Raw genomic sequence first — 25,284 nt, 5'->3', positions numbered from 1 at the left:
GGAAATGTATAGTGATTTAGAAGGAAAAGTTGTCGTTATTACAGGATCAGCAACTGGTCTTGGAAGAGCGATGGGGGTAAGGTTTGCAAGGGAGAAAGCGAAAGTAGTGATTAACTATCGTTCACGAGAATCAGAAGCGAATGATGTGTTAGAAGAAATTAAAAAGGTAGGCGGAGAGGCGATTGCTGTAAAAGGTGATGTAACGGTTGAATCAGATGTGGTGAATCTCATTCAATCTGCTGTAAAAGAGTTTGGTACGCTTGACGTTATGATTAATAATGCCGGGATAGAAAATGCGGTACCATCGCATGAAATGCCACTTGAAGACTGGAATAGGGTAATTAACACAAATTTAACAGGTGCTTTTTTAGGAAGCCGTGAAGCGATTAAATATTTTGTAGAACATGATATTAAAGGATCTGTCATTAATATGTCTAGTGTCCATGAGAAAATCCCGTGGCCCTTATTTGTGCACTATGCAGCAAGTAAGGGTGGTATTAAACTGATGACAGAAACGTTAGCGATGGAATATGCGCCAAAAGGTATTCGAGTAAATAATATAGGACCAGGTGCAATTAATACGCCGATCAATGCAGAAAAGTTTGCTGATCCTAAAAAACGTGCTGATGTAGAAAGTATGATACCGATGGGGTACATTGGAAAACCAGAAGAAATTGCAGCAGTCGCAACGTGGCTCGCTTCTTCAGAGGCGAGTTATGTAACTGGAATTACGCTATTTGCAGATGGTGGAATGACGTTATATCCATCGTTTCAAGCTGGGCGTGGGTAATATAAAAGGACGAAGAGATAAAACTCTTCGTCCTTTTTTTACAAAAAAAAAATAGCGACCAGCTATTTTAAATTTAGTGATTAATTGTGTCTTGAAGATATTCTGTTGCTTGATGTTCAGAAACATTTTGTACGAGTGCAACTTCACTAATCATCATTTTTCGAGCGTTATCTAGCATTTGTTTTTCGCTCGCATTTAAAGCTCTCTCTTTATTGCGGCGAAGTAAATCCCGAACAACTTCTGCACTATCTTGCAGATTGCCGTTTTTCATTTTTTCCATATTCATTGTATATCTTTGTTTCCAGGAAAGTGATGTATCTGATTCCCCGTTTTGAAATTCAAGAAGTATATCATCTAACGTACCTTTATCTACGATATAACGAATACCTGATTTTTGTAATTGATCCATCGGAAGCATTACTTGCATATCTTTACTAATGATACGTATCACACAATATTGACGTGTTGTTCCTAATATTTCTTTCTCTTCAATGGCTTCGATGACTCCTGCGCCGTTCATTGGATAAACGATTTTATCACCAATTTGAAACAAATCATCCACCTCCATATGTGGTAACCATCTTTAATGATAGCATAAGGGGGTGGAAATGTCAAATTTTATATAATACCATAATAATTATATTTGAGTCAATAAGTAAAAGCTCCTTTTATATATATTTTTTTGCTTTTACTTATTGATGATTTTGTTAGAAAAATAGTACAGGCGGAGAAAGGGGGGCATATCCACTTATTTTTAAGCATAAAATGTAAAATCGCTAATACAATATACCTAAATCCGTTCTTTGCAAAGGAGGGAGAGAAGGTGGGGCGCACAATAAAAATTGATATTACAAATAAAGTTGTAGCCAAATTTAGGCCAGATTATTTGGAATTATATACGAGTAAATTTATGATAGGTAAGTTTTATGTCTATACTGAAGGTAAAGAATATGTGTTAGAAGACGGATATATATATGAAGACGGAAAGTTTTATCGCATCATAGATACGCACCGTGGCAATAATCAAGCGGCGGAGGGCTGCGATCTAGGATGGTGTTAACATGATTCGTGTGAAAGTGTTTGATGAAAGTCACGAAAAAGACTTAGAAGACGCTGTAAATGTTTTTTTGAAAAAAATTGATGATAGTAACTTTGTAGATATTAAGTACCAAGTAGGTGTTTCTATTAATGATGACGAAAACCAAATTTATTGTTTTTCAGCAATGATTGTTTATAAAACATAAAAAAGAGCTGGCTCACCCAGCTCTTTTTTATGTTTTATGTTGGGACAACATGTGTCGGTAATACGTTCATAATAGATTGGGTTGTGCCTAATTTCTTCGTCGTTAAAAGAGGCTCCCCTGTCTGATGATTTTGGGCATCTTTACACATACCAAGGTGATAACGATCACCTAAAAATGGATCAATATAAAAACCGTTTTTGAATACTTTATCATTCGGATGTTTTTCATGGTGAATGTCAGAGCAGTTAATGCAATAGAACATAGCTTTCATCCCCTTTTTATTTTTGTTTGAAAAAGTGAGTCGGTAGTCATTTCGCTCCTAAGGAAATGTTGAGGAGAAGAGAAATAACTACCTACTCAAATGGTGGGCATATTCCTTCTGATTTTTCATATCTCGCGTAGTGTCCCTGAGGGAAGGAGGAGAGACGAAATACGCATGATATACGTAAGGCGCTTCTTCCAAGATGAATGATGGAGTTTCATGTTGAGAGAAGTTTTTATTTTTTGTTGCCTTTGTGAGTATATTATGAGGGAATGCTCAGAGGGTGTTTGTCCTGTTGAAAAAATGTTGAGAATTTCTCAACAGTAAAAAAGAGTTAGTGTTGACATGAAACTAAAAGGTGTTATATCATCGAAGTGTAACTAAAAGGTGTTATATTTGATTGCTGAATAAAGGAGAATGAAAATGGAACAACAAAATACATTAACTGACATTAAACAAACGATCGTTTTTAACGCGTCTATTCAAAAGGTGTGGAATGTAGTATCAACTGCAGAAGGGATTGCCTCATGGTTTATGCCAAATGATTTCGTATTAGAGGTAGGACATGAATTTCATGTGCAATCACCATTTGGACCATCACCATGTAAAGTATTAGAAATCGATGAGCCAAATCATCTATCTTTCTCATGGGATACAGATGGCTGGGTTGTTTCATTTCATCTGAAAGACCTAGGAGATAATAAAACAGAATTTACGTTAATTCACGGCGGCTGGAAACAACCTGATGAAATTCTTCCGAAAGCGAATGCGAAGAGCTCTATTATTCGCGATAGAATGAGCGGAGGCTGGGTAGCGATTGTAAATGAAAAACTGAAAAAGGTTGTCGAAGGCTAAGTGGCCTCATCAGCAGCGAAATATGATGTGTTTCAAGCAATTGCTGATCCAACCCGCCGAGAAGTAATACGGTTATTAAGTGATAAAGAGTTACCGATTTCCAAAATAACGGATCATTTTCCGATGAGTCGTACTGCGGTTGTAAAGCACCTTCATATTCTTTCAGAAGCGAATTTAGTAAGCGGAAGAAAAAGCGGAAGAGAGAAGATATATCGCTTGCATCCAGAACCATTAGAGGAATTACAACAGTGGCTCTCGTATTATGAACGTTTTTGGGATAATAAATTGTCCATGTTGAAACATATTGTGGAGAATGAAGAGTAAAAAGAGGATGACCGAAATGGTCATCCTCTTTATTATTGCTCACTTGTTTGTGTAGCTGGCTTTAATAAAAGCCAAGCGATAATGAATGTACATACTGCTAATACGAAAGTGCTCATATAAATGACGTGTACACTTGATGCTAATGCGGATTGCGATTCAGTTACTACGTTTGTTGTAGTACCTCCATGTCCGCCAGATACAAGATCAAGATTTTTAATACCACGTGCGTGAATCATCGTATTGAAGATTGTACCGAATATTGCAGCACCTAACGTTTGACTAAATGTATTTATAAATGTGTTTACACCAACAGCTGTTCCGCGTGTATGAGCTGGTACGGCTGCTTGAATTGTTACCATGTAAATCGGTGTCACAAGCCCCATTCCTAAGCCGAATAATCCGACTGCTACATAAATAAGGAACGATGGTGAATTTGTTGATAGTGTGAATAATAAGAACGTAGCGACTGATAAAATGCTAGCCCCGAGTAAAATGATTTGTTTCGTTTTTAATTTTCCTACTAAGTTACCAGAGAAAATAGCGCCAAATGTCCACATAACAGGGATTGGCATTAAAATAAGTCCAGCTTCTGTCGCATTTTTTCCTAATACACCTTGGCTCCAAATTGGAAGGTACATTGTAATACTAATAATCATAGCGCCGGCAATAAGCGTTAATATGTTTATCGTAGATAATGTACGGTTAGAGAAAAGTGATAGCGGAATTAATGGCTCCGGAGATTTTTTCTCGATGAATAAGAAAATAATGAATGAAACAGCTGCAAAGATTAATAGGCCGATAATTGTTATATCTCCCCAGTTTTGCTTACTGCTACCTGTTAATAATGCATATAGTAGAGCGATTGTACTTAGTGAGAATACTGTTGCACCAAGATAGTCGATATGGTGTTTAGCAGGTTTAATTGATTCTTTGTAGTAAATGGCAATCATTAAGCAGGCGATAATTCCAAATGGAACGTTTAAGAAGAAAATATAACGCCAAGAAAGAGAATCAACTAAAAATCCACCTACTAACGGTCCGATAACACCAGATACACCCCAAACGGCACTCATCCAGCCTTGTGCTTTCGCGCGGTCTTTCGCTTCGCTATATAAGTCTCCAATAATCGTCATTGTGATCGGCATAACAGCACCAGCACCGATACCTTGAAGTGCACGGAAGAAGATTAATTGTTCCATCGATGTAACGACACCGCAAAGTGCAGAACCGATTAAAAAGATTGTAGCTCCAATGAGTAAAACTTTTTTACGGCCGAATAAATCAGCGAGCTTTCCATATATTGGAGTTGAAACCGCTGTGGCAAGCATGTAAATTGCGTAAACCCAGCTTACAAGTTCAACGCCGGATAAATCACTCGTTATACGAGGGATTGCTGTACTAACAATCGTTCCTTCTACCGCAGAAAGAAACGTCATTAGCATTAAAGACATCATGACTTTTTTTCTCATATGTTTTCCCCTTACCCTTTTTCAAATATTCAACAATATAAAATATAAAGGTACTAAGGTAAATAAAGCAACAAAAAAGCAATGGGAAGTTAAGGGGAGGGGATATTTGTCGTCCTTTATCGGTAAGTAGATATATTTGAAAAATCGCCGATATAATTTCATGTACCTATAAAAAAAGAAACAGGAATCCCTGTTTCTTTTTTTAATATTGCATTTTCGCGTTTTCTCCAGCTGTTGTTCCAGCAATTCTACCAGTAACAAGGGCAGATGTAATGTTATAACCACCAGTATAACCGTGAATATCAAGAACTTCTCCGCAGAAATATAAGCCGTTCGTGAATTTAGAAGACATTTCTTTCGGATTAATTTCTTTAACGGATACACCGCCGCCAGTAACGAATGCTTTTTCAATTGACTGCGTACCATTTACATTCACAGTAAATTCTTTAAAGTCTTTCACAAGTGCACGAATCTTCTCATGAGAAACTTGTCCAGCTTGCTCGCTGCCATCAATTTCATTTTTTTCTAATAAGAATAGGAAGTAACGTTCAGGAACATAACCTTTTAACACGTTTTTAATTCCTTTTTTCGGATCTTCTTTCATTTGTTTCAGCATACGCTGGAATAGTTGCTCGCTATTTTCTTCTGGTAATGCATCAATACTCATTTGAACTGTATTCGTTTTGAATTTTTTCAGTGCTTTTACAACGAATTGACTACAGCGAAGGGCAGCAGGACCAGATAAGCCGAAATGAGTGAAGAGCATGTCCATTTTGTGAGAAATGATAGCTTTTCCTTTCGGGTTTAATACGCTTAAGTTTACGTCTCGTAAAGCGAGTCCTTGCAGTGAACGGTCTCGAATAAATGGTTCGTTTGAAAGGATTGGTACTTCTGTTGGGAATAATTCTGTAATTGTATGACCAGCTTTTTCTGCCCAAGCATATCCGTCTCCGGTAGAACCAGTTTGCGGAACTGATTTTCCGCCGACAGCGATAACGACGTGGTTTGTTTCTAACACTTCGCCTGTTTGCAGTACAACAGCTTTCGTTTGACCGTTTTCATATTCAATCGTTTCAACAGGTGTATTCGTACGCATCTTTACACCTAAATCTTTTAATCGTGTTAAAAGTGCGTCTACTACCGATTGCGCTTTATTTGAAACAGGGAACATGCGACCATGATCCTCTTCTTTCAGTTTTACACCGAGATTTTCGAAGAATGTAATAATATCTTCATTATTAAAAATAGAAAAAGCGCTGTATAAGAAGCGGCCATTTCCTGGTATATGTTTAACGATCTCATCAAGTGGTAGACGGTTCGTTACGTTACAGCGGCCGCCACCAGAAATCGCAAGTTTACGCCCTAGTTTATTTCCTTTATCAAGAAGTAAGACGCTTGCGCCTTCTTCTGCAGCACCGATTGCAGCCATTAGACCAGAAGGCCCGCCGCCGATGACAATAACATCATAATGCATAATATATCGACCTCATTTTCTACATTTCCTGCCTAAAAGAATAGCATGTTTTCCCTTAAAAGAAAAATAGAGTGAAGTACTGCTTAAGGAGAGAATTGTGGTACAATACAAAAGTTAGAGTTCAGCACTATCCTGCTATTTGTGGGCTATAGGACTAAAACCTTAAGCGTTAGGGGAAGTCTAATAGTTCTCGAGTGCTCGAATAGTTCAATTTATTAAAGTTTCACTTTATGTAGATGTAGGAGGATTTTTGTATGTCCGATTCGAAATTTCTGCGCGGAACGCTCATCGTTACGTTAGGGACATTTTTAGTGAAGTTCTTAGGCATGATTTACGTCTTTCCGTTTCATGCATTAGTAGGGACAGAAGGCGGAACGCTCTATACATATGGATATATTCCATATACGATCTTTTTAAGTATTGCAACGGCAGGGGTGCCGCTTGCTGTTTCAAAATTCGTTTCCAAATATAATGCGCTTGGCGATTATAAAACGAGCCGGAGAATGTTCCGCTCGGGAATGGTTATGATGATAGTAACAGGAGTTCTTTCATTCCTAGTACTGTACATGACGGCGCCGTTGTTTGCAGAAGCAATGCTTGGTAAACAAAGTGTACACAGTAATATAGGAGAAGTTACGACGATTATTCGTCTTGTAAGTTTTGCGCTTATTGTTGTACCGGCAGCGAGTTTAATTCGTGGTTATTTCCAAGGTCACCAATCGATGGGACCAACTACTGTTTCGCAAATTATTGAACAAATTATTCGTATCGTCTTTTTATTAGCGGGTAGTTTTATCGTTATTAAAGTACTTGGCGGTACAGTTGCAACAGCAGTTGGGGTAGCGACATTTGCTGCCTTCGTTTCAGCAGTTGGAGCGCTCGGTGTACTCATTTGGTACTGGTTAAAACGTAAAAAACATTTGGATCAATATTTAATTGAACAAACTGTACCAGAATCGACAGTGAGTACTGTTCAATTATTTAAAGAATTATTTGCATATGCGATTCCTTACGTTGTAATTGGGTTAACAATTCCTTTATATCAACAAATTGATACATTGACATTTAACTCAATTATGCAGGCGATTGGTCAAGGAGATATTGCAGAGCGAGCGCTCGGTATTTTCACAATGTGGACGCATAAATTAATTATGATTCCTGTATCACTTGCGACAGCGTTTAGTTTAACGCTCGTACCAGCGATTACAAAATCATTTACTGAAAAGCAATACCGTTATTTAAAGTTACAAATTACACAAACATTCCAGGCAAATATGTTCTTAACATTGCCAGCGGTTGTCGGTATTTCATCACTTGCCTATCCGATTTATACTGCATTTTACGATGCAGATCCATTAGGTGGACAAGTATTAATGTGGTATGCACCGGTTGCGTTGTTATTTGCTTTATTTACAGTAACAGCGGCAATTCTGCAAGGTATTAACCAACAAAAGCATGCGATTATCGCACTTATAATGGGTGTTATTTTGAAATTTGTATGTAACGTAATCTTTATTCGTTATTTCGGTACAGTAGGGGCGATTCTAGCAACAGCTGTTGGTTTCCTAGCTTCTGTTTGGTACACAAATCAACAAATTAAAAAATACGCACACTATTCATTCGGTGTTGTATATAAGAGAACGTTCCAAATTGCAATATTAACACTTGTAATGGTCGTTACTGTGAAATTATCACAATGGATTCTATCCTTCATGATTTCCCCTGATGGCCGAGTGGGTGCTCTTATTACAGTAGTGATTTGTGCAGGTATTGGTGGTCTTGTTTACGGATTGTTAGCAATTCGCACAGGAGTACTTGAAAGAGTATTCGGCGGAGAAGCGTTAGAGAAAATCCAGCGTAAACTTGGCAATAGATTCAAAATAAAGTTGAAATCAAAAGGGGCGTAATTACGTCCCCTTTTCTATGATAAATAAAGAAGGTGAAGAACGTGAGATTAGATAAATTATTAGCAAATATGGGATATGGAAGTAGAAAAGAAGTAAAGAAATTATTAAAAGACGGCGTTGTAAAAATTGATGGCATATCAGTGAAAGATGCAAAGGTTCATGTAAATGTAGAAGAACAAGAAGTTATGATTCACGGTGAAGTTGTGGAATATAAAGAGTTTGTTTACTTAATGATGCATAAACCACAAGGCGTTATTTCAGCGACAGAAGATGATAATCATGAAACGGTAATAGATTTATTAGAGTTAGAAGATGCGATTTTTAATCCGTTCCCAGTGGGAAGACTTGATATTGATACAGAAGGTTTCTTATTAATAACAAATGATGGAAAGTTATCACATCAATTGTTATCTCCGAAAAAGCATGTGCCGAAAAAATATTATGCACACGTTGCAGGAGTAGTAACAGAAGAGGATGTAAAAGAATTTGCTAAAGGTGTTATTTTAGATGATGGCTATGAAACAAAGCCAGGTGCACTTACAATATTAAAAAGCGATGATATTTCTGAAATCGAGCTTGTCATTACAGAAGGAAAGTTCCATCAAGTGAAGCGTATGTTTGAAGCGGTAGGGAAAAAAGTAGTCTACCTAAAGAGAACAGAGATGGGGCCGTTAGTGTTAGATGAAGAGCTAGAACTCGGACAATACCGAGAGCTAACAGATGAAGAAGTAGAGATGTTAAAAACATATCAAGTAGATACTGAGAAATAGTGCTATTTTTAGGCGCAGAAAAGACCCCTTTCTAATGAGTTAGAAAGGGGTATGTATTTATTTACATACAATTATTTTTCGTTATGAGGTCATTCTCACTTTCTTTCCTGTTGTTGTCCACTTACCGCGGCAAGGGCTATACACGAGTTCATTAAACTGCAACACATTTAGATCACGTTGTATCGTTCGCGGTGTGATCCCGAACTCATCTACAAGGTCTTTCGTCGTTACCGTTCCGTTTTCATTGATGTACATATAAATTGATTTAATGCGTGTTAGCATACGAGTAGTTGTAGGTTTCAAGAGAAAACCACTCCTCTACTAGTTTTTTTGACCCCATTCAGGAAAGAAGGTCGTTACTACCATTGTACTCTACATGATAAAATTCATGCTTTAATCTACTTAAATTTTACAGAAATTTAACAAATATTCATATAGAAAAATATTGGTAGTTGACATTGTATATATGGTCAGTCAACTAACACATAAAATTCTACGTAAAGCGCCAAATTCCTGCAAATTTTTTTAGAAAAACAAAAGAAAAACTAATAAGAAATATCTGAAATATTACAATTGTTCGGTATTTGGTTTTCGTATATGGCATAAGAGATTTCGGTTTGTTATGATGAAAGAAACAATATAGTGAAGGATGGATGCGTGATGTCAGCAATTAATTGGACAGAAGAAGTTGCAAAACGAAAAGATGATTTAATTCGTGATACGCAACAATTTTTACAAATTAAAAGTGTATGGGAAGAAGAATCGGCGAAAGAGGGCGCACCATTCGGTGAAGGTGTAGAAAAAGCTTTATCTTTCATGTTACATAAAGGAGAAACGGAAGGTTTTACTTCTAAAAATTTAGAAGGGTATGCAGGTCATCTTGAAATGGGACAAGGAGAAGAATTAGTAGGTATTCTTTGTCATGTTGATGTTGTACCAGAAGGAGATGGCTGGACAACTCCTGCATATAGTGCAGATATTCGTGATGGAAAGATTTTTGCACGTGGTGCAATTGACGATAAAGGCCCAACGATGGCAGCTTATTATGCGATGAAAATTGTGAAAGAATTAGGTTTACCCCTTTCAAAACGCGTTCGCATGATTTTAGGAACAGATGAGGAAAGCAATTGGAAATGTGTAGATCACTACTTTAAAAACGAAGAAATGCCAACAATTGGTTTTGCGCCAGACGCGGACTTTCCAATTATTAATGCAGAAAAAGGGATTTCTGATATACAAGTTGTGCAAAATGGTAGTGAAGAAAAGAAAGGTATATATGAACTTGTTTCATTTGAGTCAGGTCGCCGTTTAAATATGGTTCCTGATTTTGCAGAAGCGGTTGTTACAGGAGAAGATGTAAATTCACTTACAGTAGCATATGAAGAGTATTTACAAACTGCTAAAAAAATAGGTGAAGCAATTGTAGAAGGTAATACAGTGACATTGCAAATTAAAGGGATTTCAGCTCACGGATCTACTCCCGAGAAGGGTGAGAATGCAGGTTTATTACTGGCAAACTTCTTAACGAAAGTCGCTCTTGATGGAAAAGGAGCTTCATTTGCAACATTTGTAGCAGAAACATTTATTGGTGATATTTATGGTGAAAAGGCTACTATCGCTTATAAAGATGAGGTTAGTGGTCCATTAACAGTGAATGTGGGTCGTCTTGCTTATGCGAAAGAGAATGGTGGTAATTTAGGGTTAAACGTACGTTACCCAGTTACGACTAACTTTGAAGAAATGATTGCAAAGTTAAAAGGATATGTGGGTACTCATGGATTTGAAGTGGCGGATTATTCGAACTCTCGCCCGCATCACGTTGATAAAGATCACGAGTTAATTCGTACGTTGCAGCGTGTATACGAAGAACAAACAGGTGAAAAAGCAGAACTATTAGCAATTGGCGGTGGTACTTACGCTCGTTCATTAAAAGCTGGTGTTGCATTTGGCCCATTGTTCCCTGGAAAAGAAGAACTTGCACATCAAAAAGATGAGTATATTGAAATTGAAGACTTATTAAAGGCAACAGCAATTTACGCGCAAGCAATTTATGAATTAGCGAAGTAATGGATATATAAATAATAAAAGACCGTCCCGATACATACTTTGGGACGGTTTTCTATTACGTGCCGTTTGTTGGTAAGCAGATGTTCCTTGTCGAAATGTCGATATCATTTCATCTATTAACGCGACCTGAACTTGGTTAGACTTGTAGGGAAGTTGGATTCTTTTTAATGGAATGAGATAAGAAAGAAAAGCAACAATAGAAAGAAGGAGAAGATGTACATGGAACTGCATTATTTTGTCGCAATTACGTTACCAAATCATATAAAAGAAGTGCTGTCTAACTATAAAGAGGAAATGCAAGAGGAATTACCATTTCGTTCATGGGTACATAAAGAAGACTATCATATTACCCTTTCGTTTTTAGGTAGTGCGACAGAAGAACAATTAGAAGGAATAAAGAATGGATTACAAACACTTATAGAAATGAAAGAACTATCGTTCACATTACAAGGATTTTCAACGTTTGGTATGGAAGACAGGCCGCGTATTTTTTGGGTAAAGGTAAGCGAAAATCAAGATTTGTTTCAATTGCAAAAGCAAGTACACGTTATGTGTGAAGAGAATGGATTTTCTTTAGAAACGCGCCCGTATCATCCGCATATTACTGTTGCACGTAAATGGGTAGGAGAAGAAAAGTTTGATTTAGAACATATAAAGGAAGTGCCTGAAATATCATTTCAAGCGGATACGATTACTTTATACGAATCTCACGTGAAGGAGACACCGAAATATAAAGCAATTACTGAAATAAAATTACAAAAATAGAATGTATGAAAACGTTTTTTATACAGGTGAATATACTATAAAGAACAATGTGTTACTGTATAGGGCTTCGCTGATAAGAAAAGCCTTATCATTTGCAGCTCGTTTCATTTTAACTTTAAGAATGATGGTGATTTTTTTATGTTGAAAGTAAAACGTCCATTTGATGCCTATTTAGATGAAATGAATAAAATTACAATTTTGCTCCCACATGCGTATGGAACAAGTCGGACATTTCGTTTGCAAGAAGGAAGTAACGTGAAAGATCTACCGATTGCTCATACGATTGCGCTTCCGGATGCAACGAAGTATGAGTGCTTTATAGAAGAGCCGCTAGATGTGGGGAAGTATTATACAGTACGAGATGAACGGAATGAAGAAACAGATTTACAAATAGGTGCTGTCATAAGAACAGCGATTTTCGATGAAAAGTATTATTACGAAGGTACAGATTTAGGGGCAGTGCACCAAAAGGAAGCAACTACATTTAAAGTATGGGCTCCAACTGCGAGGCTTGCGAAAGTAAGAATTTATAAAAGTGATAAAGAATATACAGATTACGAAATGTACAGAGAAGAAAATGGAGTTTGGGCTCATACATTGCACGGCGATTTAGCAGGGGAAAAGTATACATTTCTTGTTTGTATAAATTTAATATGGAACGAAGCTGTGGATCCTTATGCAAAATCAGTGACTGTAAATGGGAAGTACGGCGTTGTTATTGATTTGGAAAAGACGAATGTAACAAAGCGAGGGCAATTACCACCATTACAAGCAATGACAGATGCCATATTGTATGAACTGCATATTCGTGATGCTACTATTCATCCGGGCAGTGGAGTGAGTAAAAAAGGAACATATAAGGGACTAATGGAAGAAGGAACGACAGGGCGAAATGGGACGTTAACAGGTTTGTCTCATATAAAAGATTTAGGTGTTACACATGTTGAACTATTACCTTTATATTGTTTCGGTGGTGTAGATGAGGCAAACCCTTCCTCTGCATATAATTGGGGTTACAATCCATTATATTACAATGCGCCAACGGGATTTTATGCTACAAACCCATCTGATCCGTATAACAGGATCGTAGAGTGTAAACAGCTGATTGAAACATTTCATGAGCATGGCATTAGGGTGATTATAGATGTTGTATATAATCATGTCTATGAAAGAGAGCTCTCATCATTTGAAAAGCTTGTCCCAGGATATTATTTTCGTCATGGTGAAAATGGTATGCCTTCTAATGGGACGGGAGTCGGAAATGACATAGCATCTGAACGGAAAATGATGAGGAAATTCATTGTAGAGTCTATTTTATATTGGCTTACGGAGTACAATGTTGATGGATTCCGGTTCGATTTAATGGGAATTTTAGATGTTGATACAATCAATATAATAGAAAAAGAAGTGCGAAACATAAAGCGAGATGCACTGCTATTAGGAGAAGGATGGGATCTACAAACACCACTTCCTCCAGAGGAAAAGGCAACGTTAAATAATGCAAAGAAAATGCCGCATATTGCGCAATTTAATGATCAATTTCGTGATGGGATAAAAGGGAGTACCTTTCATATAAATAAACGTGGTTTTGCATTTGGTGGGTATGTAGACTGTAATCATTTGCAGTATATTGCATCAGGAAGCCTTTTGAGTATGAAAGAAACAGGCTTATTTCTAGAGCCTGTGCAAAGCATTAACTATGTAGAATGCCATGATAATATGACGATGTGGGATAAACTAATGCGCAGTAATGAAGAGTCGGAAGAGATTTTGAAAAAACGTCACGTGCTAGCAACTGCAATGGTGATTCTGTCGCAAGGCATCCCTTTCTTACATGCTGGGCAAGAGTTTTATCGTACGAAGCAAGGGAATGAAAATAGTTATAATGCAAATGATGAAATTAATCAATTAGATTGGGATCGAAAAGAGAAAGAGATAGATACCGTTAACTATATAAAAGGTTTAATTGCGATTCGTAAAGAGTACGGAGCATTCCGATTACAAAATGCAGACCTAATAAAAAAGCACATGACCTTTTTGCAAACATCTCCAGAAGTACTTGCATATCATTTAGAGCACGTAGAGTCGTTTGGACCGTGGAAAGAGATTGTCGTTTTATTTAATAGCAGTTTAGAAGCAAAAACGGTGCAACTTCCGAAAGAAGAAACGTGGCATGTGTTAGTAAACGAAAAGCTAGCGAAAATAGAGCCAATTTCTTCATTTAGAGGAAATGAACTTAAGCTCGCTCCGATTAGCACGTATATATTGACGATAATGTGACAAATCGCTACTTGACGATGAGAATGTAATAAATGTAGAATTGACAAAGGTGACGATTTTGATAAGTTGTCATTCTATGGCTGGTTTTGTAAAATAAAATAGAGAATTTTTGGCTTATGCCAAGTTTTCTTTTCATTTACAGTAAAATATATGAATCCACAACATGTGTAGAAATGTTGCGGTTTTTCTTTTCATAACTATAAAAGATAAGGATTTGTTAACGGGTAATGAATATGGAATGGTTGGAACAATTATTAGGAAAAGAGTGGAGTCTTGTACCGGCTGGTGGAGTAACGGGCGATGCATATATTGCGCAAAACGGACAACAGAAGTTATTTTTAAAGCGGAATACATCGCCCTTTTTAGCGGTATTGTCAGCAGAAGGAATTGTTCCAAAATTACTTTGGACAAGAAGGGTAACGAACGGTGATGTAATTTCTGCTCAAAAATGGCTTCCGGGACAGAAGCTAGAGCCAGAGGATATGAAACTAGAACGTGTTGCGAAACTTTTGAAAAAAATACACTCCTCTAAAGCACTCGTGCAGATGATTCAAAGACTTGGGAAGCAGCCACTTCACGCACAAGAGTTATTACAACAGCTGCAACTCGTTTTAAGAGGAGATATAAGGGATGAGGAAATAATTCAGCAAGGTCTTCAATATTTAATGGATTCATTAAAAGATATTGAATACAATGAATTCGTTGTATGCCATTGTGATGTAAACCATAACAATTGGCTATTGTCGGATGAAGATGAGTTGTTTTTAATTGATTGGGATGGAGCTGTAATTGCTGACCCAGCTCTAGACCTCGGTATGTTATTATATTGGTACATTCCGCGCCAAGAATGGAGTGAGTGGCTCGGTTACTATGATATTGAAATGGATGAATCGCTGCTTAAACGTATGAGATGGTATGTGATAGCGCAAACGATTTTGTCTATTCAATGGCATACAACAAAAAAGCAGCAAGCAGAAGCTGAATATTGGCATCAATATTTACAGCAACTACTTGCTTCAGAGTAATACTTAAGAAAAATTGTCCATTCCAGCAATCCACTGAGTAAGTTGTTCTTGATTATTGGAAATGTGGTTGTCCAAATTAGAGGAAGATTTACCCGATTGACTATAAGAATATACATCGTTTAGCATTGCTTTAGCGTCACTACTTATATTATCGTTTGCGAGTAACGATTGAATGAGACGCTCTAATTGCTCGCATTCAGAAACTGTCCCGCAACAATCACTTTGGTGATTAACTAAAATATCTTTCAGCACTTCTAATTGATGTTGTTGATTAATTGGCATGAACGGATCATCCTTTCGATTGTTTTTCTCTTCTTAGAAAAGTAAGAGAAAAAGCTGTTTCGTCATGGAATGTTTAATGCTGTATGTAGTTTTTATCAAAATGGTACATCTTATACTTGAAAGAAACGGACCGAGTGCTCGTACGTACTTGGTTTTTTGTTTGGTAGATTGATTAAAAACAGAAAGAAGGAATTATTCCTTTAAAATAGCTATGTAAAGAGAGGGAAACATCTATGCGTTTAAGACATAAACCATATGCAATGGATCGAATTAATGAGTATTCACATATCGTAATCGGAAACCCAGAGGAGCGCGCTGGTAATTGGAAAGAAGTATTTGGAAATGAACAACCCATTCATATTGAAGTAGGTACAGGTCGTGGTCGCTTTATGTATGATATGGCAAAAGCGAATCCTCATATTAATTATATTGGAATTGAAAAATTCACAAGTGTTGTTGTAGATGCACTGGATAAATTAATTGAAGAAGAATTACCGAACTTAAAGTTAATTAATAAAGATGCTGAAGATTTAACAGTTTTCTTTGCAAAAGGTGAGATTGATCGCGTTTATTTAAACTTCTCAGATCCATGGCCAAAGAAACGTCATACGAAGCGTCGTTTAACGTATAAAACGTTTTTACGCAATTATGAAGAAGTGTTAGTAGAAGGCGGAGAAATTCATTTCAAAACAGATAACCAAGGTTTATTTGAATATTCTCTTATGAGTATGGCTGAGTACGGTATGTTACTAACTTACTTAAGCTTAGATCTTCATAACAGCGACTTTGAAGGTAACATTATGACTGAGTACGAAGAGAAATTCTCTAGTAAAGGTCATCGTATTTACCGAGTAGAAGCAAAATATCGTACAGAGCCTATGCAGTAATGCATAGGTTTTTTGTATCTAAAATAATCGGAATTTTATGTTAATATTAATTTAAAAGGGGGATGTGTAATGGAACAGTTACAAATTGGAGATATAAAAGTGACATGGTTAAAAGGCGGGAACACACATTTAGATGGAGGAGCAATGTTTGGCGTTGTACCGAAAGTACTTTGGTCACGTAAATATAAACATAATGATACAAATCATATTTATTTACGAACAGATCCGTTACTTTTGCAAACGAAAGACGGAAATATGCTCATTGATTCTGGAATAGGAAACGGTAAATTGAATGAGAAGATGAAGCGAAATCAAGGTGTAACAGAAGAATCATCGGTTTATGAGTCACTAGAAAAACTAGGATTAAAACCTGAGGATATCCAATACGTTTTAATGACGCACCTTCATTTTGATCATGCATCTGGTTTAACGAAATGGGAAGGTGATCGCCTTGTACCAGCGTTTCCGAACGCGAAAGTTTACGTAAGTGAAACAGAGTGGAATGAAATGAGGAACCCAAATATTAGATCCCGTAATACATATTGGAAGGAAAATTGGGAGCCGATTGTAGACCGAGTTATTACGTTTCAGCAAGAAATAGAAATTACAGATGAAATAAAAATGGCGCATACAGGCGGTCATAGTGATGGACATGCAGTTATTGCTTTAGAAAGCAAAGGAGAAACAATGCTGCATTTAGCAGACCTATTGCCGACGCACGCCCATCAAAATGTATTATGGGTAATGGCTTATGATGATTATCCGATGACATCGATTGAAAATAAGCGAAAGTGGATGAAGTATGGCGCTGAAAACGATGCTTGGTTCACTTTTTATCATGACGCGTATTATCGTGCAGTAAAGTGGAATGAGGAAGGTCATATTGTAGAAAAAATAGAACGGAAAACGGGTATAGAAGCATAAAAAAGGGGGGAGCAATCTCCTTTTTGTTGTCGTTTTTTGTCGGTAAGTCGATATATTTGAAAAATCGCCGATATAATTTGAGTTACGGTCGATATATTAAAAAAATCGCTGATATATTTGGAGTTGCAGTCGATATATTCGGAAAATCGCCGATATAATTTCAATTACTATCCACAATTAAAAAATAAGAGGTTCACCTAATGGGAACCCTCCTTTTTATGCTGCTATAACCTCTAAAACAGTACCTGTTTTAGCATCAACTAAAAATTCAAATCGTTCTTGTATATCATTTAACATCGTTGTAAGACCGCCGCGATACACTTCGTATGCGACATCATATTTTTCAAATGTCTCTGGAACCATATGTACCCAAGAGCCAGTAATTTCACCTTTATGACTTAATGCTTGTTTCACCATTTTCAATGCTTTTTCTGAAGAAATATGGGATTGTTCTTGGACTTTGTTTGCAACGAGATAACCAGCTGCAAATCCAACGCCAAGACCTGCTACTAAACCTTTCCAGCTCATATATTCACCTCAATTCTATAAAATAAAAATAGTGTACCAATAATAATTATAAAGCAAATACAGCTAAAAAAGAAGAAACTAGAAACATTTCGAAAATTTCGTTACAATAAAAGAGGTATTCTACTAAGGTTTGAAAGAAGGGGACTTCGTGAATAAAGAGACATTACAATTATTTCGTACGTTAACAGAATTACAAGGTGCATCAGGTTTCGAACATGATGTACGCCGTTTTATGAAGCAAGAATTAAGCAAATATGCGGATGAAATTGTACAAGACGGTTTAGGTAGCGTATTTGGTCTGAAAAAAGGGGACGAAACTGGCCCGCGTGTTCTTGTAGCAGGTCATATGGATGAAGTAGGTTTCATGATTACGCAAATTACGAAAAACGGAATGCTTCGTTTTCAACCATTAGGCGGCTGGTGGAGCCAAGTACTATTAGCTCAGCGCGTTCAAGTTATGACGAAGAATGGCCCTGTTATTGGGGTTGTTGGTTCTATCCCTCCTCATTTATTAAGTGACGCGCAACGTGCAAAACCGATGGATATAAAAAATATGTTAATTGATATAGGTGCAGATAGCTATGAAGATGCGATTGAGATTGGTGTAAAACCAGGACAACAAATCGTACCAATCTGCCCGTTTACGCCGATGGCAAACGAAAAGAAAATTATGGCGAAAGCTTGGGACAACCGTTACGGATGTGGCCTTGCAATCGAATTACTAAAAGAATTAAAAGACGAAACATTACCAAACACATTATACTCTGGTGCGACTGTACAAGAAGAAGTTGGTCTTCGCGGTGCACAAACTGCTGCAAATATGATTCAACCAGACATTTTCTATGCGCTTGATGCAAGTCCAGCTAACGATGCATCTGGTGACAAAACACAGTTCGGTCAATTAGGAAAAGGTGCTCTTCTTCGTATTTACGACCGTACGATGGTAACACATAGAGGAATGCGCGAATTCATTTTAGATACAGCAGAAACACACAACATTCCGTACCAATACTTTATTTCACAAGGTGGTACAGATGCGGGCCGTGTACATACAAGTAACTCAGGTATCCCATCAGCAGTAATTGGTGTTTGCGCACGTTACATTCATACACATGCTTCTATTTTACATGTTGATGATTATGCGGCAGCAAAAGAGCTAATTACGAAGCTTGTAAGAGCAACGGATAAAACGACGTTAGAAACAATTAAGAATAACGCGTAGAGAAGAAGGGCGAAAAACCCTTCTTTTTTTAGATTGAATAGATGCTCGAGCGATGTATGGTAGCGGTCAGTGCTTAATTGATTCTCGTACGGGGGATTAAAACCCCGGGTAGGAAGTGAGAGTAAGGTTGCTTTTGGGTTCGAGGTCCGCAATGTTGTGAGAAAAACTCTTCTTTTTCAGAGTGAAGAGACAAACAAGCGATGTGTGGTGGCCGTGCTTCCGTGTATAAAGAACAATTTGATTAAGGGAAAATGATAAATTTTTATAGAGGTGAATGAAATGAAAGTAGTAGTTGGATCGAAGAATAAAACGAAGGTTGGAGCTGTGGAGAAGGTTTGGAAAGATGCTACAATTACATCTCTTTCTGTTCCTTCAGGAGTAGCAGCACAACCATTTTCAGATGAAGAGACGATGCAAGGAGCGATCAATAGAGCGAAGCGAGCGCTAGAGGAAGGGGAAGCTCAAATTGGTATTGGACTAGAAGGCGGCGTAATGAAAACAGAGCACGGTTTATTTATGTGTAACTGGGGCGCGCTAGCAACAAGTGATGGTAAAACATTCGTTGCCGGCGGGGCACGTATTACGTTACCAGATGATTTTTTAGCACCTCTTGAAGAGGGCAAGGAGTTAAGTGAAGTGATGGAAGAGTTTGTACAAAGAAAAGATATTCGTAGTCACGAAGGTGCTATCGGTATTTTTACGGATGATTATGTGGACCGTACGGAATTATTTGTACATGTTGTTAAGTTACTTGTTGGGCAATATAAGTATGATGAAAAGCAAGCATAAACCTTGCACCGTGCGCGATGTATGGTAGTATAAAAGAAAGATTATAACATGAAAAATGCACTCGTTAGAGGAGGAAATATAGATGAAATCATTAGAAAGCATGGAGCAATTCCAAGAGTTAAAAAATGAAGAGAATGTAGTCTTTATGTTCTCAGCAGAATGGTGTCCAGACTGCCGCTTTGTAGATCCATTTATGCCAGAAGTAGAAGAGAAATATAGTGATTTCTCATTTTACTATGTAGATCGTGACGAGTTTATTGATCTATGCGTAAAATTAGACGTATTTGGCATTCCGAGCTTTGTAGCGTACAATAAAGGTGAAGAAACAGGTCGCTATGTAAACAAAGATCGTAAAACACAAGAACAAATCGAAGAGTTCATTGAAGGTTTAAAATAAGGCAATTTGCCAATTGAATTGTAAAACAACCTCTACCTTCGCGGGGGAGGTTATTTTTTTGGAAGGGAGGAAAAAGAGATGAAGATGACAAGTAAAAAGATGAAAGACGAGTTAATGAAGAAATTATCTCGCCCGGAATGGGACTTTCAGTATGATAGCGAGAAAGAGGTTCTACGTATAGAACAGAAAGACTCGAAAAAAGGTATTAACGTATCGCTTCCGGGAGTTGTGGCGAAATGGGAAGTGAATAAAGAAAAAGCGATTGAAGAGGTTGCCTATTACGTACAAGAAGCGTTAATTGCGATGCATAAAGAAGAAAATAGCGCAGCGAAAATTTTACCTGTTATTCGCTCTACTTCTTTCCCGAAACAAGCAGAAGAAGGAAATCCGTTTATTATGACGGATCATACGGCGGAAACACGTATTTACTACGCGTTAGATTCGAATAAAACGTATCGATTAATTGATGAACGTCTATTACAAAAATTAGAACTTACAGAGCAACAAGTGCGTGAAATGGCATTATTCAACGCTCGCTCATTAGGTTATGAGTTTAAACAAGACACAGTAGCAGGGAATACATTCTACTTTTTAAACACAAATGATGGGTATGATGCGACTCGTATTTTAAACGAATCGTTACTACAATCGATGCGTGAAAAGATTTCTGGTGACATGGTTGTTGCTGTTCCTCACCAAGATGTATTAATTATTGCTGATATCGTCAACGAAATCGGTTATGATATTATTGCACAAATGACAATGAAATTTTTTGCCGAAGGGCATGTTCCGATTACATCACTTTCATTCGTATATGAAGATGGGGACTTTGAACCAATCTTTATTTTAGCGAAGAATCGGAAGAAGACAGATGGAAAAGAGAAAGGATGAACGAAGTGAACGTTTTTTACAACCTTGAAGGAATTGGTGACACTCTAATTGTTGCCTTACAAGATATTACTTTAGAGAACCGTACTTTTGATCGCAAAGGAGATGTTGCACGCGTATATGACCGTGAAAGCAACGAAACAGCAGGATTCAACATCTTTAATGCATCTTCTTACTTAGAAGTAAAAGAAACAGGTAACCTTACATTAACGAAAGAACTTGTAGAAAAAATCAACGGAATTTTAGCGAAGAACGGCTTTGAAGAAACAGTAGAAGCAGATCTTTCTCCAAAATTTGTTGTAGGCTATGTAGCTGAAAAAGAAAAGCATCCAAATGCTGATAAGTTAAACATCTGTAAAGTAGAAATCGGTACAGAAACATTACAAATCGTATGTGGTGCACCAAACGTTGATGCAGGACAAAAAGTTGTCGTTGCAAAAATCGGCGCTGTAATGCCAAGCGGTATGTTAATCAAGCCAGCTGAGCTTCGCGGAGTTCCTTCTGCTGGAATGATTTGTTCAGCACGTGAATTAGAGCTTCCAGATGCTCCACAAGAAAAAGGTATTCTTGTATTAGAAGATAGCTTTGAAGTTGGACAAGAGTTCAAATTTTAATTGATATAAGAAAAGAGAGGTTGTCCTTTTGGATGACCTCTCTTTTTGTTTTGGCATTTTTTGTTGGTAAGTCCATATTCCGTGTCGAATCGTTGATATATTTAGAGTTATGATAGATATATTTGAAAAATCGTTGATATATTTAGAGTTACGATAGATATATTTGAAAAATCGTTGATATATTGCGAGTTGTGACAGATATATTCAAAAAATCGTTCATATTATAAGGATGTCACCTTTTTTCTTTGAATCTATATTGTATTTTATAAACAATCTAGTTAAAATTTAGAAAAATAGAAGGGGATAGACGTATGAAACAACAACTAAAAATCGCAGAACTTCTGAAACGAATTGAAACTTCAAAACAGCAAGATATTGAGTTAGGTTCTTATGAAATCTATTTGTTTAGTGAAAATGAATTAGAACAAGGACAAATCGGTTATCGATATGATAAACATAAAAATTCATTAATAAGTGAAGAGAATGGAAAATGGAAAGAAGAATGGATTGTTATCGGATATGAAACAGATATGGGCGATCCAGTTTTCGTAAATGTGTCTGATGATGCGTATTTAGTTTATACTGCAGAGCGTGGTACAGAAGCGTGGCAACCCGTTCATATTGGAAATATGGATGAGATTATAAAACAATTATAAAAGACTTTGAGACCGGTGCAAAGTGATGGGAGAAAAACATGAAGTATATAAAAATAATGAGCATGATTGCATTCATTGGAATATATATGGGAGGTTGTTCGCAAGAAGGGCCTAAAAAAGAAACAACATCTTCTATAAAAGAAACAAGCGAAAATAAAAAGGTAGACGCACCGGTAGAAAAGCAGCAAGAAGAACAAGAAAAGAAAGAAGAACCGCAAGCAGTTCAAACGAATGAGCAAGTGGAGCAAAAGCAGGAGGAAGCGCCGGTCGAGGAAAAGAAAGAGGAAGCTACGTCAGTGCAACCAGCAGAGCAACCAGTGCAAAATAATGAACAAAAAGTAGAGAGTAATGAAAAACAAGGAAAGTTTCTTGTTGTTATTGATCCAGGGCATCAGCAAAAAGCGAATTTAAATTTAGAACCGATTGGACCAGGAGCAACGACGCAAAAATATAAAGTGACAGATGGTACAACTGGTGTTGTTACGAAAAAAAGAGAGGCTGTTCTTGTATTAGAAATGGCTTTCGTATTAAAAGAAAAGTTAGAGGCAAAGGGAATACAAGTATTAATGACGAGAACGTCACAAGATGTGGATATGAGTAATAAAGAACGCGCGACATTTGCGAATGATCATAAAGCGAATTTGTTTTTACGTCTTCATGCAGATGGTTCTGAAAATCCGAATCAAAGTGGATTTGCTGTATTAACGCCAGCAAAAGAAAGTCCGTATACGAAAGAAATTTATGCTGAAAGTCTTCAAATCTCTCAAACGATAGTAAATAAAATGAGAGAGAATCATCAAGTGAAAGTAAATGGAATTAAATTCAGGGATGATCTTTCTGGATTTAATTGGGCCAAAGTACCTGGCGTACTATTAGAACTTGGGTTTATGTCAAACCATGAAGAAGATAAAAAATTATCTGACCCGCAGTATGTAAATTCTTTATTGCAAAGTGTAACGGATAGTGTAGATGAGTATCGGAAGAGTAAAGCTTAAACGCAGTCTTACATGTAAGGCTGCGTTTTTCCATATGAAAACACTCGTAAATTAGAATATTATGGATAAATATGACATGCTTAATTTTACCTGCACTTTTTGCCGAATGCTGATACAATAAAGGATGTTACTATTTAGTAGAAAGAGTGGTAAGCATGTTAGATTGGATGAAAAAGCTGTTTAACAAAGAGGAAGAACAAACAGCGATGAATAAAGAAGTACCAAAGCAAGTTGAAAGTCAGCCGAAAATTCCTCGTGTAAACCACTACACTGAAGCAAGAGAAGCGCAAATGGCAAGTAGGAATGCAGGTAAATGCCGTTTTCCATTAGTACCGGATAATGGGTTCGATGAAGAGGATGTTATAGAAACAGGGCATTTTGAAGAACCACCTGTTCAAGCTGTAACATATGAGAATCAGCCTATTCAAAGAGGAATCAAAGTGGAAAGAAGCAGACGACAGTATGTGGAGAAGGTAGTTTCTACATATGAAGAGCCGGAAATACAATATGAACCGGAGCGAGAGCCTGTCGTAAAGAAAGCATCTACACCAGCGCAAGAAAGTAACCGTAGACCATTTCGTCCAACAGAAATGATTTCGCCAATTTACGGATATAACCGTCCTTCAGTAGAGAAAAAGGAAGAAAAGCAGGAGGAAGTAAAGGAAAGAGAAGACCTTGAAATATCTGTAGAGGGCAAATCAGTCGTTGATGCATGGTTAGAGAAAAAAGGATATACACTATCTGATTTCTCAGAAGGACAAGCACCGACTTCTTCCAGTCATGAAGGAATTGATCAGCAAGATCAACAGAGTAAAAAGGAAGAAAAGTCAGTTGTCGATCAATGGCTAGAGAAAAACGGTTATGAAATCGAACGCCAAGAGCCTATAGTAGAAGAAAAAGAAGTGGTTCAAGAAATCAGTGCACCGCAGGAAGTTCCAGCGGCTAAATTACTTCATGAAACAATTGCTGAGCGTATGGAAGATAAAAAGCAAGAAAGTGATGTAGTGGCCCAAAACACTCTACAAGCGGAATCAGTAGATTCTAAAGTAGAGCACGAGGATACAATATTATCAGAAGAAATTAAACGTAATATAGAAATAGAACAGCCTACTATTGAAGTAGAAAAACAAGCACCAGAAGAATCAGTGATTGTTAAAGCAGAAGAAAAGCTTGAAGAAACAATTAGTGTAGAAATACCAGAAGAAGTAGAAGTAATTGCAGAAACAGAAGAGTCAGAAGAAGTAGAAGTAATTGCAGAAACAGAAGAGTCAGAAGAAGTAGAAGTAATTGCAGAAACAGAAGAGTTAGAAGAAGTGGAAGTAATTGCGGAAGCAGAAGAGTCAGAAGAAGTGGAAGTAATTGCGGAAGCGGAAGAGTTAGAAGAAGTGGAAGTAATTGCGGAAACGGAAGAGTCAGAAGAAGTAGAAGTAATTGCAGAAACAGAAGAGTCAGAAGAAGTAGAAGTAATTGCAGAAACAGAAGAGTTAGAAGAAGTGGAAGTAATTGCGGAAGCAGAAGAGTCAGAAGAAGTGGAAGTAATTGCGGAAGCGGAAGAGTTAGAAGAAGTGGAAGTAATTGCGGAAGCAGAAGAAACAGAAGAAGTGGAAGTAATTGCAGAAACAGAAGCACCAGAAGAAGCGGAACCTGTAGTACTTGAGGAAACGCAGCAAGAAATGGTGTTACATGAAGCAATTGAACAAAAGAATGAATTCATACATGTTGCTGAAGCTGATGAACAAACGAAAAAAGATGTTCAAAGCTTTGCGGATGTTTTAATTACAGAAGAACAATCAGTTGTAGAGGAAGCACCGGTCGCAGAAGAACAATCAGTTGTAGAGGAAGCACCGGTCGCAGAAGAACAATCAGTTGT

At 37.3% G+C, this 25,284-nt stretch carries 27 protein-coding genes and 1 pseudogene; 21 read left to right on the top strand and 7 right to left on the bottom strand.

The annotated features are described in order from the left end of the window. The first annotated feature begins 4 nt into the window (after positions 1-4). Positions 5-790 (top strand): glucose 1-dehydrogenase, encoded by a 786-nt coding sequence (locus tag AC0NJG_RS27605; protein ID WP_138320943.1) that lies wholly within the window; start codon positions 5-7, stop codon positions 788-790. 73 nt (positions 791-863) lie between these two features. Here AC0NJG_RS27605 and AC0NJG_RS27600 read toward each other — a convergent pair whose 3' ends face one another. Then, positions 864-1,358, bottom strand: a complete 495-nt coding sequence (locus AC0NJG_RS27600) for a CarD family transcriptional regulator (protein WP_001993652.1) — start codon at positions 1,356-1,358, stop codon at positions 864-866. A 255-nt stretch (positions 1,359-1,613) separates the two neighbouring features. Here AC0NJG_RS27600 and AC0NJG_RS27595 point away from each other — a divergent pair, with 255 nt between their 5' ends. Both AC0NJG_RS27595 and AC0NJG_RS27590 read left to right on the top strand, forming a co-directional pair. Further along, the gene (locus tag AC0NJG_RS27595; protein WP_000533799.1) at positions 1,614-1,850 is read left to right on the top strand and encodes a DUF2553 family protein; all 237 of its coding nucleotides are present in this window, start codon (positions 1,614-1,616) and stop codon (positions 1,848-1,850) included. Between the two features lies 1 nt (position 1,851). Then, positions 1,852-2,034, top strand: coding sequence for a sporulation protein Cse60 (locus AC0NJG_RS27590; RefSeq protein WP_000621752.1), 183 nt, complete (start codon positions 1,852-1,854; stop codon positions 2,032-2,034). Between the two features lie 34 nt (positions 2,035-2,068). Here the strand turns inward: AC0NJG_RS27590 and AC0NJG_RS27585 are convergent, their stop codons facing one another. Further along, positions 2,069-2,296, bottom strand: a complete 228-nt coding sequence (locus AC0NJG_RS27585; RefSeq protein ID WP_048551376.1) for a DUF3973 domain-containing protein — start codon at positions 2,294-2,296, stop codon at positions 2,069-2,071. Between the two features lie 423 nt (positions 2,297-2,719). Between AC0NJG_RS27585 and AC0NJG_RS27580 the strand changes: the two genes are divergently transcribed. Then, entirely contained in the window at positions 2,720-3,151 is a 432-nt protein-coding gene (locus AC0NJG_RS27580) for an SRPBCC family protein (RefSeq protein ID WP_087954059.1), read from the top strand. Next, the gene (locus tag AC0NJG_RS27575; protein ID WP_087954060.1) at positions 3,152-3,475 is read left to right on the top strand and encodes an ArsR/SmtB family transcription factor; all 324 of its coding nucleotides are present in this window, start codon (positions 3,152-3,154) and stop codon (positions 3,473-3,475) included. 32 nt (positions 3,476-3,507) lie between these two features. Here AC0NJG_RS27575 and AC0NJG_RS27570 read toward each other — a convergent pair whose 3' ends face one another. Beyond that, positions 3,508-4,944 (bottom strand): MDR family MFS transporter, encoded by a 1,437-nt coding sequence (locus AC0NJG_RS27570; RefSeq protein ID WP_087954061.1) that lies wholly within the window; start codon positions 4,942-4,944, stop codon positions 3,508-3,510. A gap of 202 nt (positions 4,945-5,146) precedes the next feature. After that, positions 5,147-6,418: a BaiN/RdsA family NAD(P)/FAD-dependent oxidoreductase gene (locus tag AC0NJG_RS27565; protein WP_042875807.1), complete on the bottom strand. Its 1,272-nt coding sequence runs from the start codon at positions 6,416-6,418 to the stop codon at positions 5,147-5,149. Positions 6,419-6,672: 254 nt separating this feature from the next. On the opposite strand from AC0NJG_RS27565, the gene AC0NJG_RS27560 reads away from it, so the two are divergent. Beyond that, positions 6,673-8,325: a putative polysaccharide biosynthesis protein gene (locus tag AC0NJG_RS27560; protein ID WP_087954062.1), complete on the top strand. Its 1,653-nt coding sequence runs from the start codon at positions 6,673-6,675 to the stop codon at positions 8,323-8,325. Between the two features lie 41 nt (positions 8,326-8,366). Next, entirely contained in the window at positions 8,367-9,095 is a 729-nt protein-coding gene (locus tag AC0NJG_RS27555) for a pseudouridine synthase (RefSeq protein WP_001234935.1), read from the top strand. Between the two features lie 81 nt (positions 9,096-9,176). Here the strand turns inward: AC0NJG_RS27555 and AC0NJG_RS27550 are convergent, their stop codons facing one another. Further along, on the bottom strand, positions 9,177-9,398 hold the full coding sequence (locus tag AC0NJG_RS27550; RefSeq protein ID WP_000805512.1) for a DeoR family transcriptional regulator: 222 nt from the start codon (positions 9,396-9,398) through the stop codon (positions 9,177-9,179). A gap of 357 nt (positions 9,399-9,755) precedes the next feature. Here AC0NJG_RS27550 and pepV point away from each other — a divergent pair, with 357 nt between their 5' ends. The 4 genes from pepV (at position 9,756) to AC0NJG_RS27530 (ending at position 15,232) form a co-directional block, all read left to right on the top strand. Further along, positions 9,756-11,162: a dipeptidase PepV gene (pepV, locus tag AC0NJG_RS27545; RefSeq protein ID WP_087996616.1), complete on the top strand. Its 1,407-nt coding sequence runs from the start codon at positions 9,756-9,758 to the stop codon at positions 11,160-11,162. Between the two features lie 219 nt (positions 11,163-11,381). Continuing rightward, positions 11,382-11,927 (top strand): RNA 2',3'-cyclic phosphodiesterase, encoded by a 546-nt coding sequence (gene thpR / locus AC0NJG_RS27540; protein WP_474063662.1) that lies wholly within the window; start codon positions 11,382-11,384, stop codon positions 11,925-11,927. Positions 11,928-12,065: 138 nt separating this feature from the next. After that, positions 12,066-14,207 (top strand): type I pullulanase, encoded by a 2,142-nt coding sequence (pulA, locus tag AC0NJG_RS27535; protein WP_474063661.1) that lies wholly within the window; start codon positions 12,066-12,068, stop codon positions 14,205-14,207. 227 nt (positions 14,208-14,434) lie between these two features. Next, positions 14,435-15,232, top strand: a complete 798-nt coding sequence (locus AC0NJG_RS27530) for a phosphotransferase family protein (RefSeq protein WP_087954066.1) — start codon at positions 14,435-14,437, stop codon at positions 15,230-15,232. A gap of 3 nt (positions 15,233-15,235) precedes the next feature. Here AC0NJG_RS27530 and AC0NJG_RS27525 read toward each other — a convergent pair whose 3' ends face one another. Continuing rightward, positions 15,236-15,514, bottom strand: a complete 279-nt coding sequence (locus AC0NJG_RS27525; RefSeq protein WP_001122234.1) for a YtzH-like family protein — start codon at positions 15,512-15,514, stop codon at positions 15,236-15,238. Between the two features lie 233 nt (positions 15,515-15,747). Between AC0NJG_RS27525 and trmB the strand changes: the two genes are divergently transcribed. Together trmB and AC0NJG_RS27515 are read left to right on the top strand one after the other, a co-directional pair. Then, positions 15,748-16,401 (top strand): tRNA (guanosine(46)-N7)-methyltransferase TrmB, encoded by a 654-nt coding sequence (trmB, locus tag AC0NJG_RS27520; RefSeq protein ID WP_001239380.1) that lies wholly within the window; start codon positions 15,748-15,750, stop codon positions 16,399-16,401. Positions 16,402-16,470: 69 nt separating this feature from the next. Next, complete coding sequence (locus AC0NJG_RS27515) at positions 16,471-17,325, top strand: YtnP family quorum-quenching lactonase (protein WP_073530602.1); 855 nt, start codon at positions 16,471-16,473, stop codon at positions 17,323-17,325. Between the two features lie 216 nt (positions 17,326-17,541). Here AC0NJG_RS27515 and AC0NJG_RS27510 read toward each other — a convergent pair whose 3' ends face one another. Continuing rightward, positions 17,542-17,853 carry a PepSY domain-containing protein gene (locus AC0NJG_RS27510; RefSeq protein WP_000118543.1) on the bottom strand — a complete coding sequence of 104 codons (312 nt, stop codon included), beginning with the start codon at positions 17,851-17,853 and terminating at the stop codon, positions 17,542-17,544. 148 nt (positions 17,854-18,001) lie between these two features. On the opposite strand from AC0NJG_RS27510, the gene AC0NJG_RS27505 reads away from it, so the two are divergent. From AC0NJG_RS27505 to AC0NJG_RS27470, 8 genes and pseudogenes are all read left to right on the top strand, one after another. Then, a complete protein-coding gene (locus tag AC0NJG_RS27505; protein WP_002170155.1) occupies positions 18,002-19,075 on the top strand; it encodes a M42 family metallopeptidase in 1,074 nt (357 codons plus the stop codon). A gap of 279 nt (positions 19,076-19,354) precedes the next feature. Then, the gene (locus AC0NJG_RS27500; protein ID WP_001971113.1) at positions 19,355-19,864 is read left to right on the top strand and encodes a DUF84 family protein; all 510 of its coding nucleotides are present in this window, start codon (positions 19,355-19,357) and stop codon (positions 19,862-19,864) included. Between the two features lie 82 nt (positions 19,865-19,946). Then, the gene (locus AC0NJG_RS27495) at positions 19,947-20,261 is read left to right on the top strand and encodes a thioredoxin family protein (RefSeq protein WP_000838192.1); all 315 of its coding nucleotides are present in this window, start codon (positions 19,947-19,949) and stop codon (positions 20,259-20,261) included. A gap of 78 nt (positions 20,262-20,339) precedes the next feature. Further along, the gene (locus AC0NJG_RS27490; protein WP_000784600.1) at positions 20,340-21,152 is read left to right on the top strand and encodes a DUF1444 domain-containing protein; all 813 of its coding nucleotides are present in this window, start codon (positions 20,340-20,342) and stop codon (positions 21,150-21,152) included. Then, a complete protein-coding gene (gene ytpR / locus AC0NJG_RS27485; RefSeq protein ID WP_017562053.1) occupies positions 21,149-21,763 on the top strand; it encodes a YtpR family tRNA-binding protein in 615 nt (204 codons plus the stop codon). Before AC0NJG_RS27490 ends, ytpR begins: the two co-directional genes overlap by 4 nt. Before the next feature lie 311 nt (positions 21,764-22,074). Further along, positions 22,075-22,419, top strand: coding sequence for a thiamine transporter (locus tag AC0NJG_RS27480; protein WP_087954067.1), 345 nt, complete (start codon positions 22,075-22,077; stop codon positions 22,417-22,419). 38 nt (positions 22,420-22,457) lie between these two features. Next, positions 22,458-23,414 (top strand): N-acetylmuramoyl-L-alanine amidase, encoded by a 957-nt coding sequence (locus AC0NJG_RS27475; protein WP_140168700.1) that lies wholly within the window; start codon positions 22,458-22,460, stop codon positions 23,412-23,414. Between the two features lie 155 nt (positions 23,415-23,569). Further along, positions 23,570-25,284: pseudogene (locus tag AC0NJG_RS27470) on the top strand (DNA translocase FtsK); the annotation flags it as partial.

Source organism: Bacillus sp. SSR7, from assembly GCF_055902415.1.
Note: the sequence above shows the minus strand (reverse complement) of the source record. Positions and strands in the feature narration are given on the sequence as shown.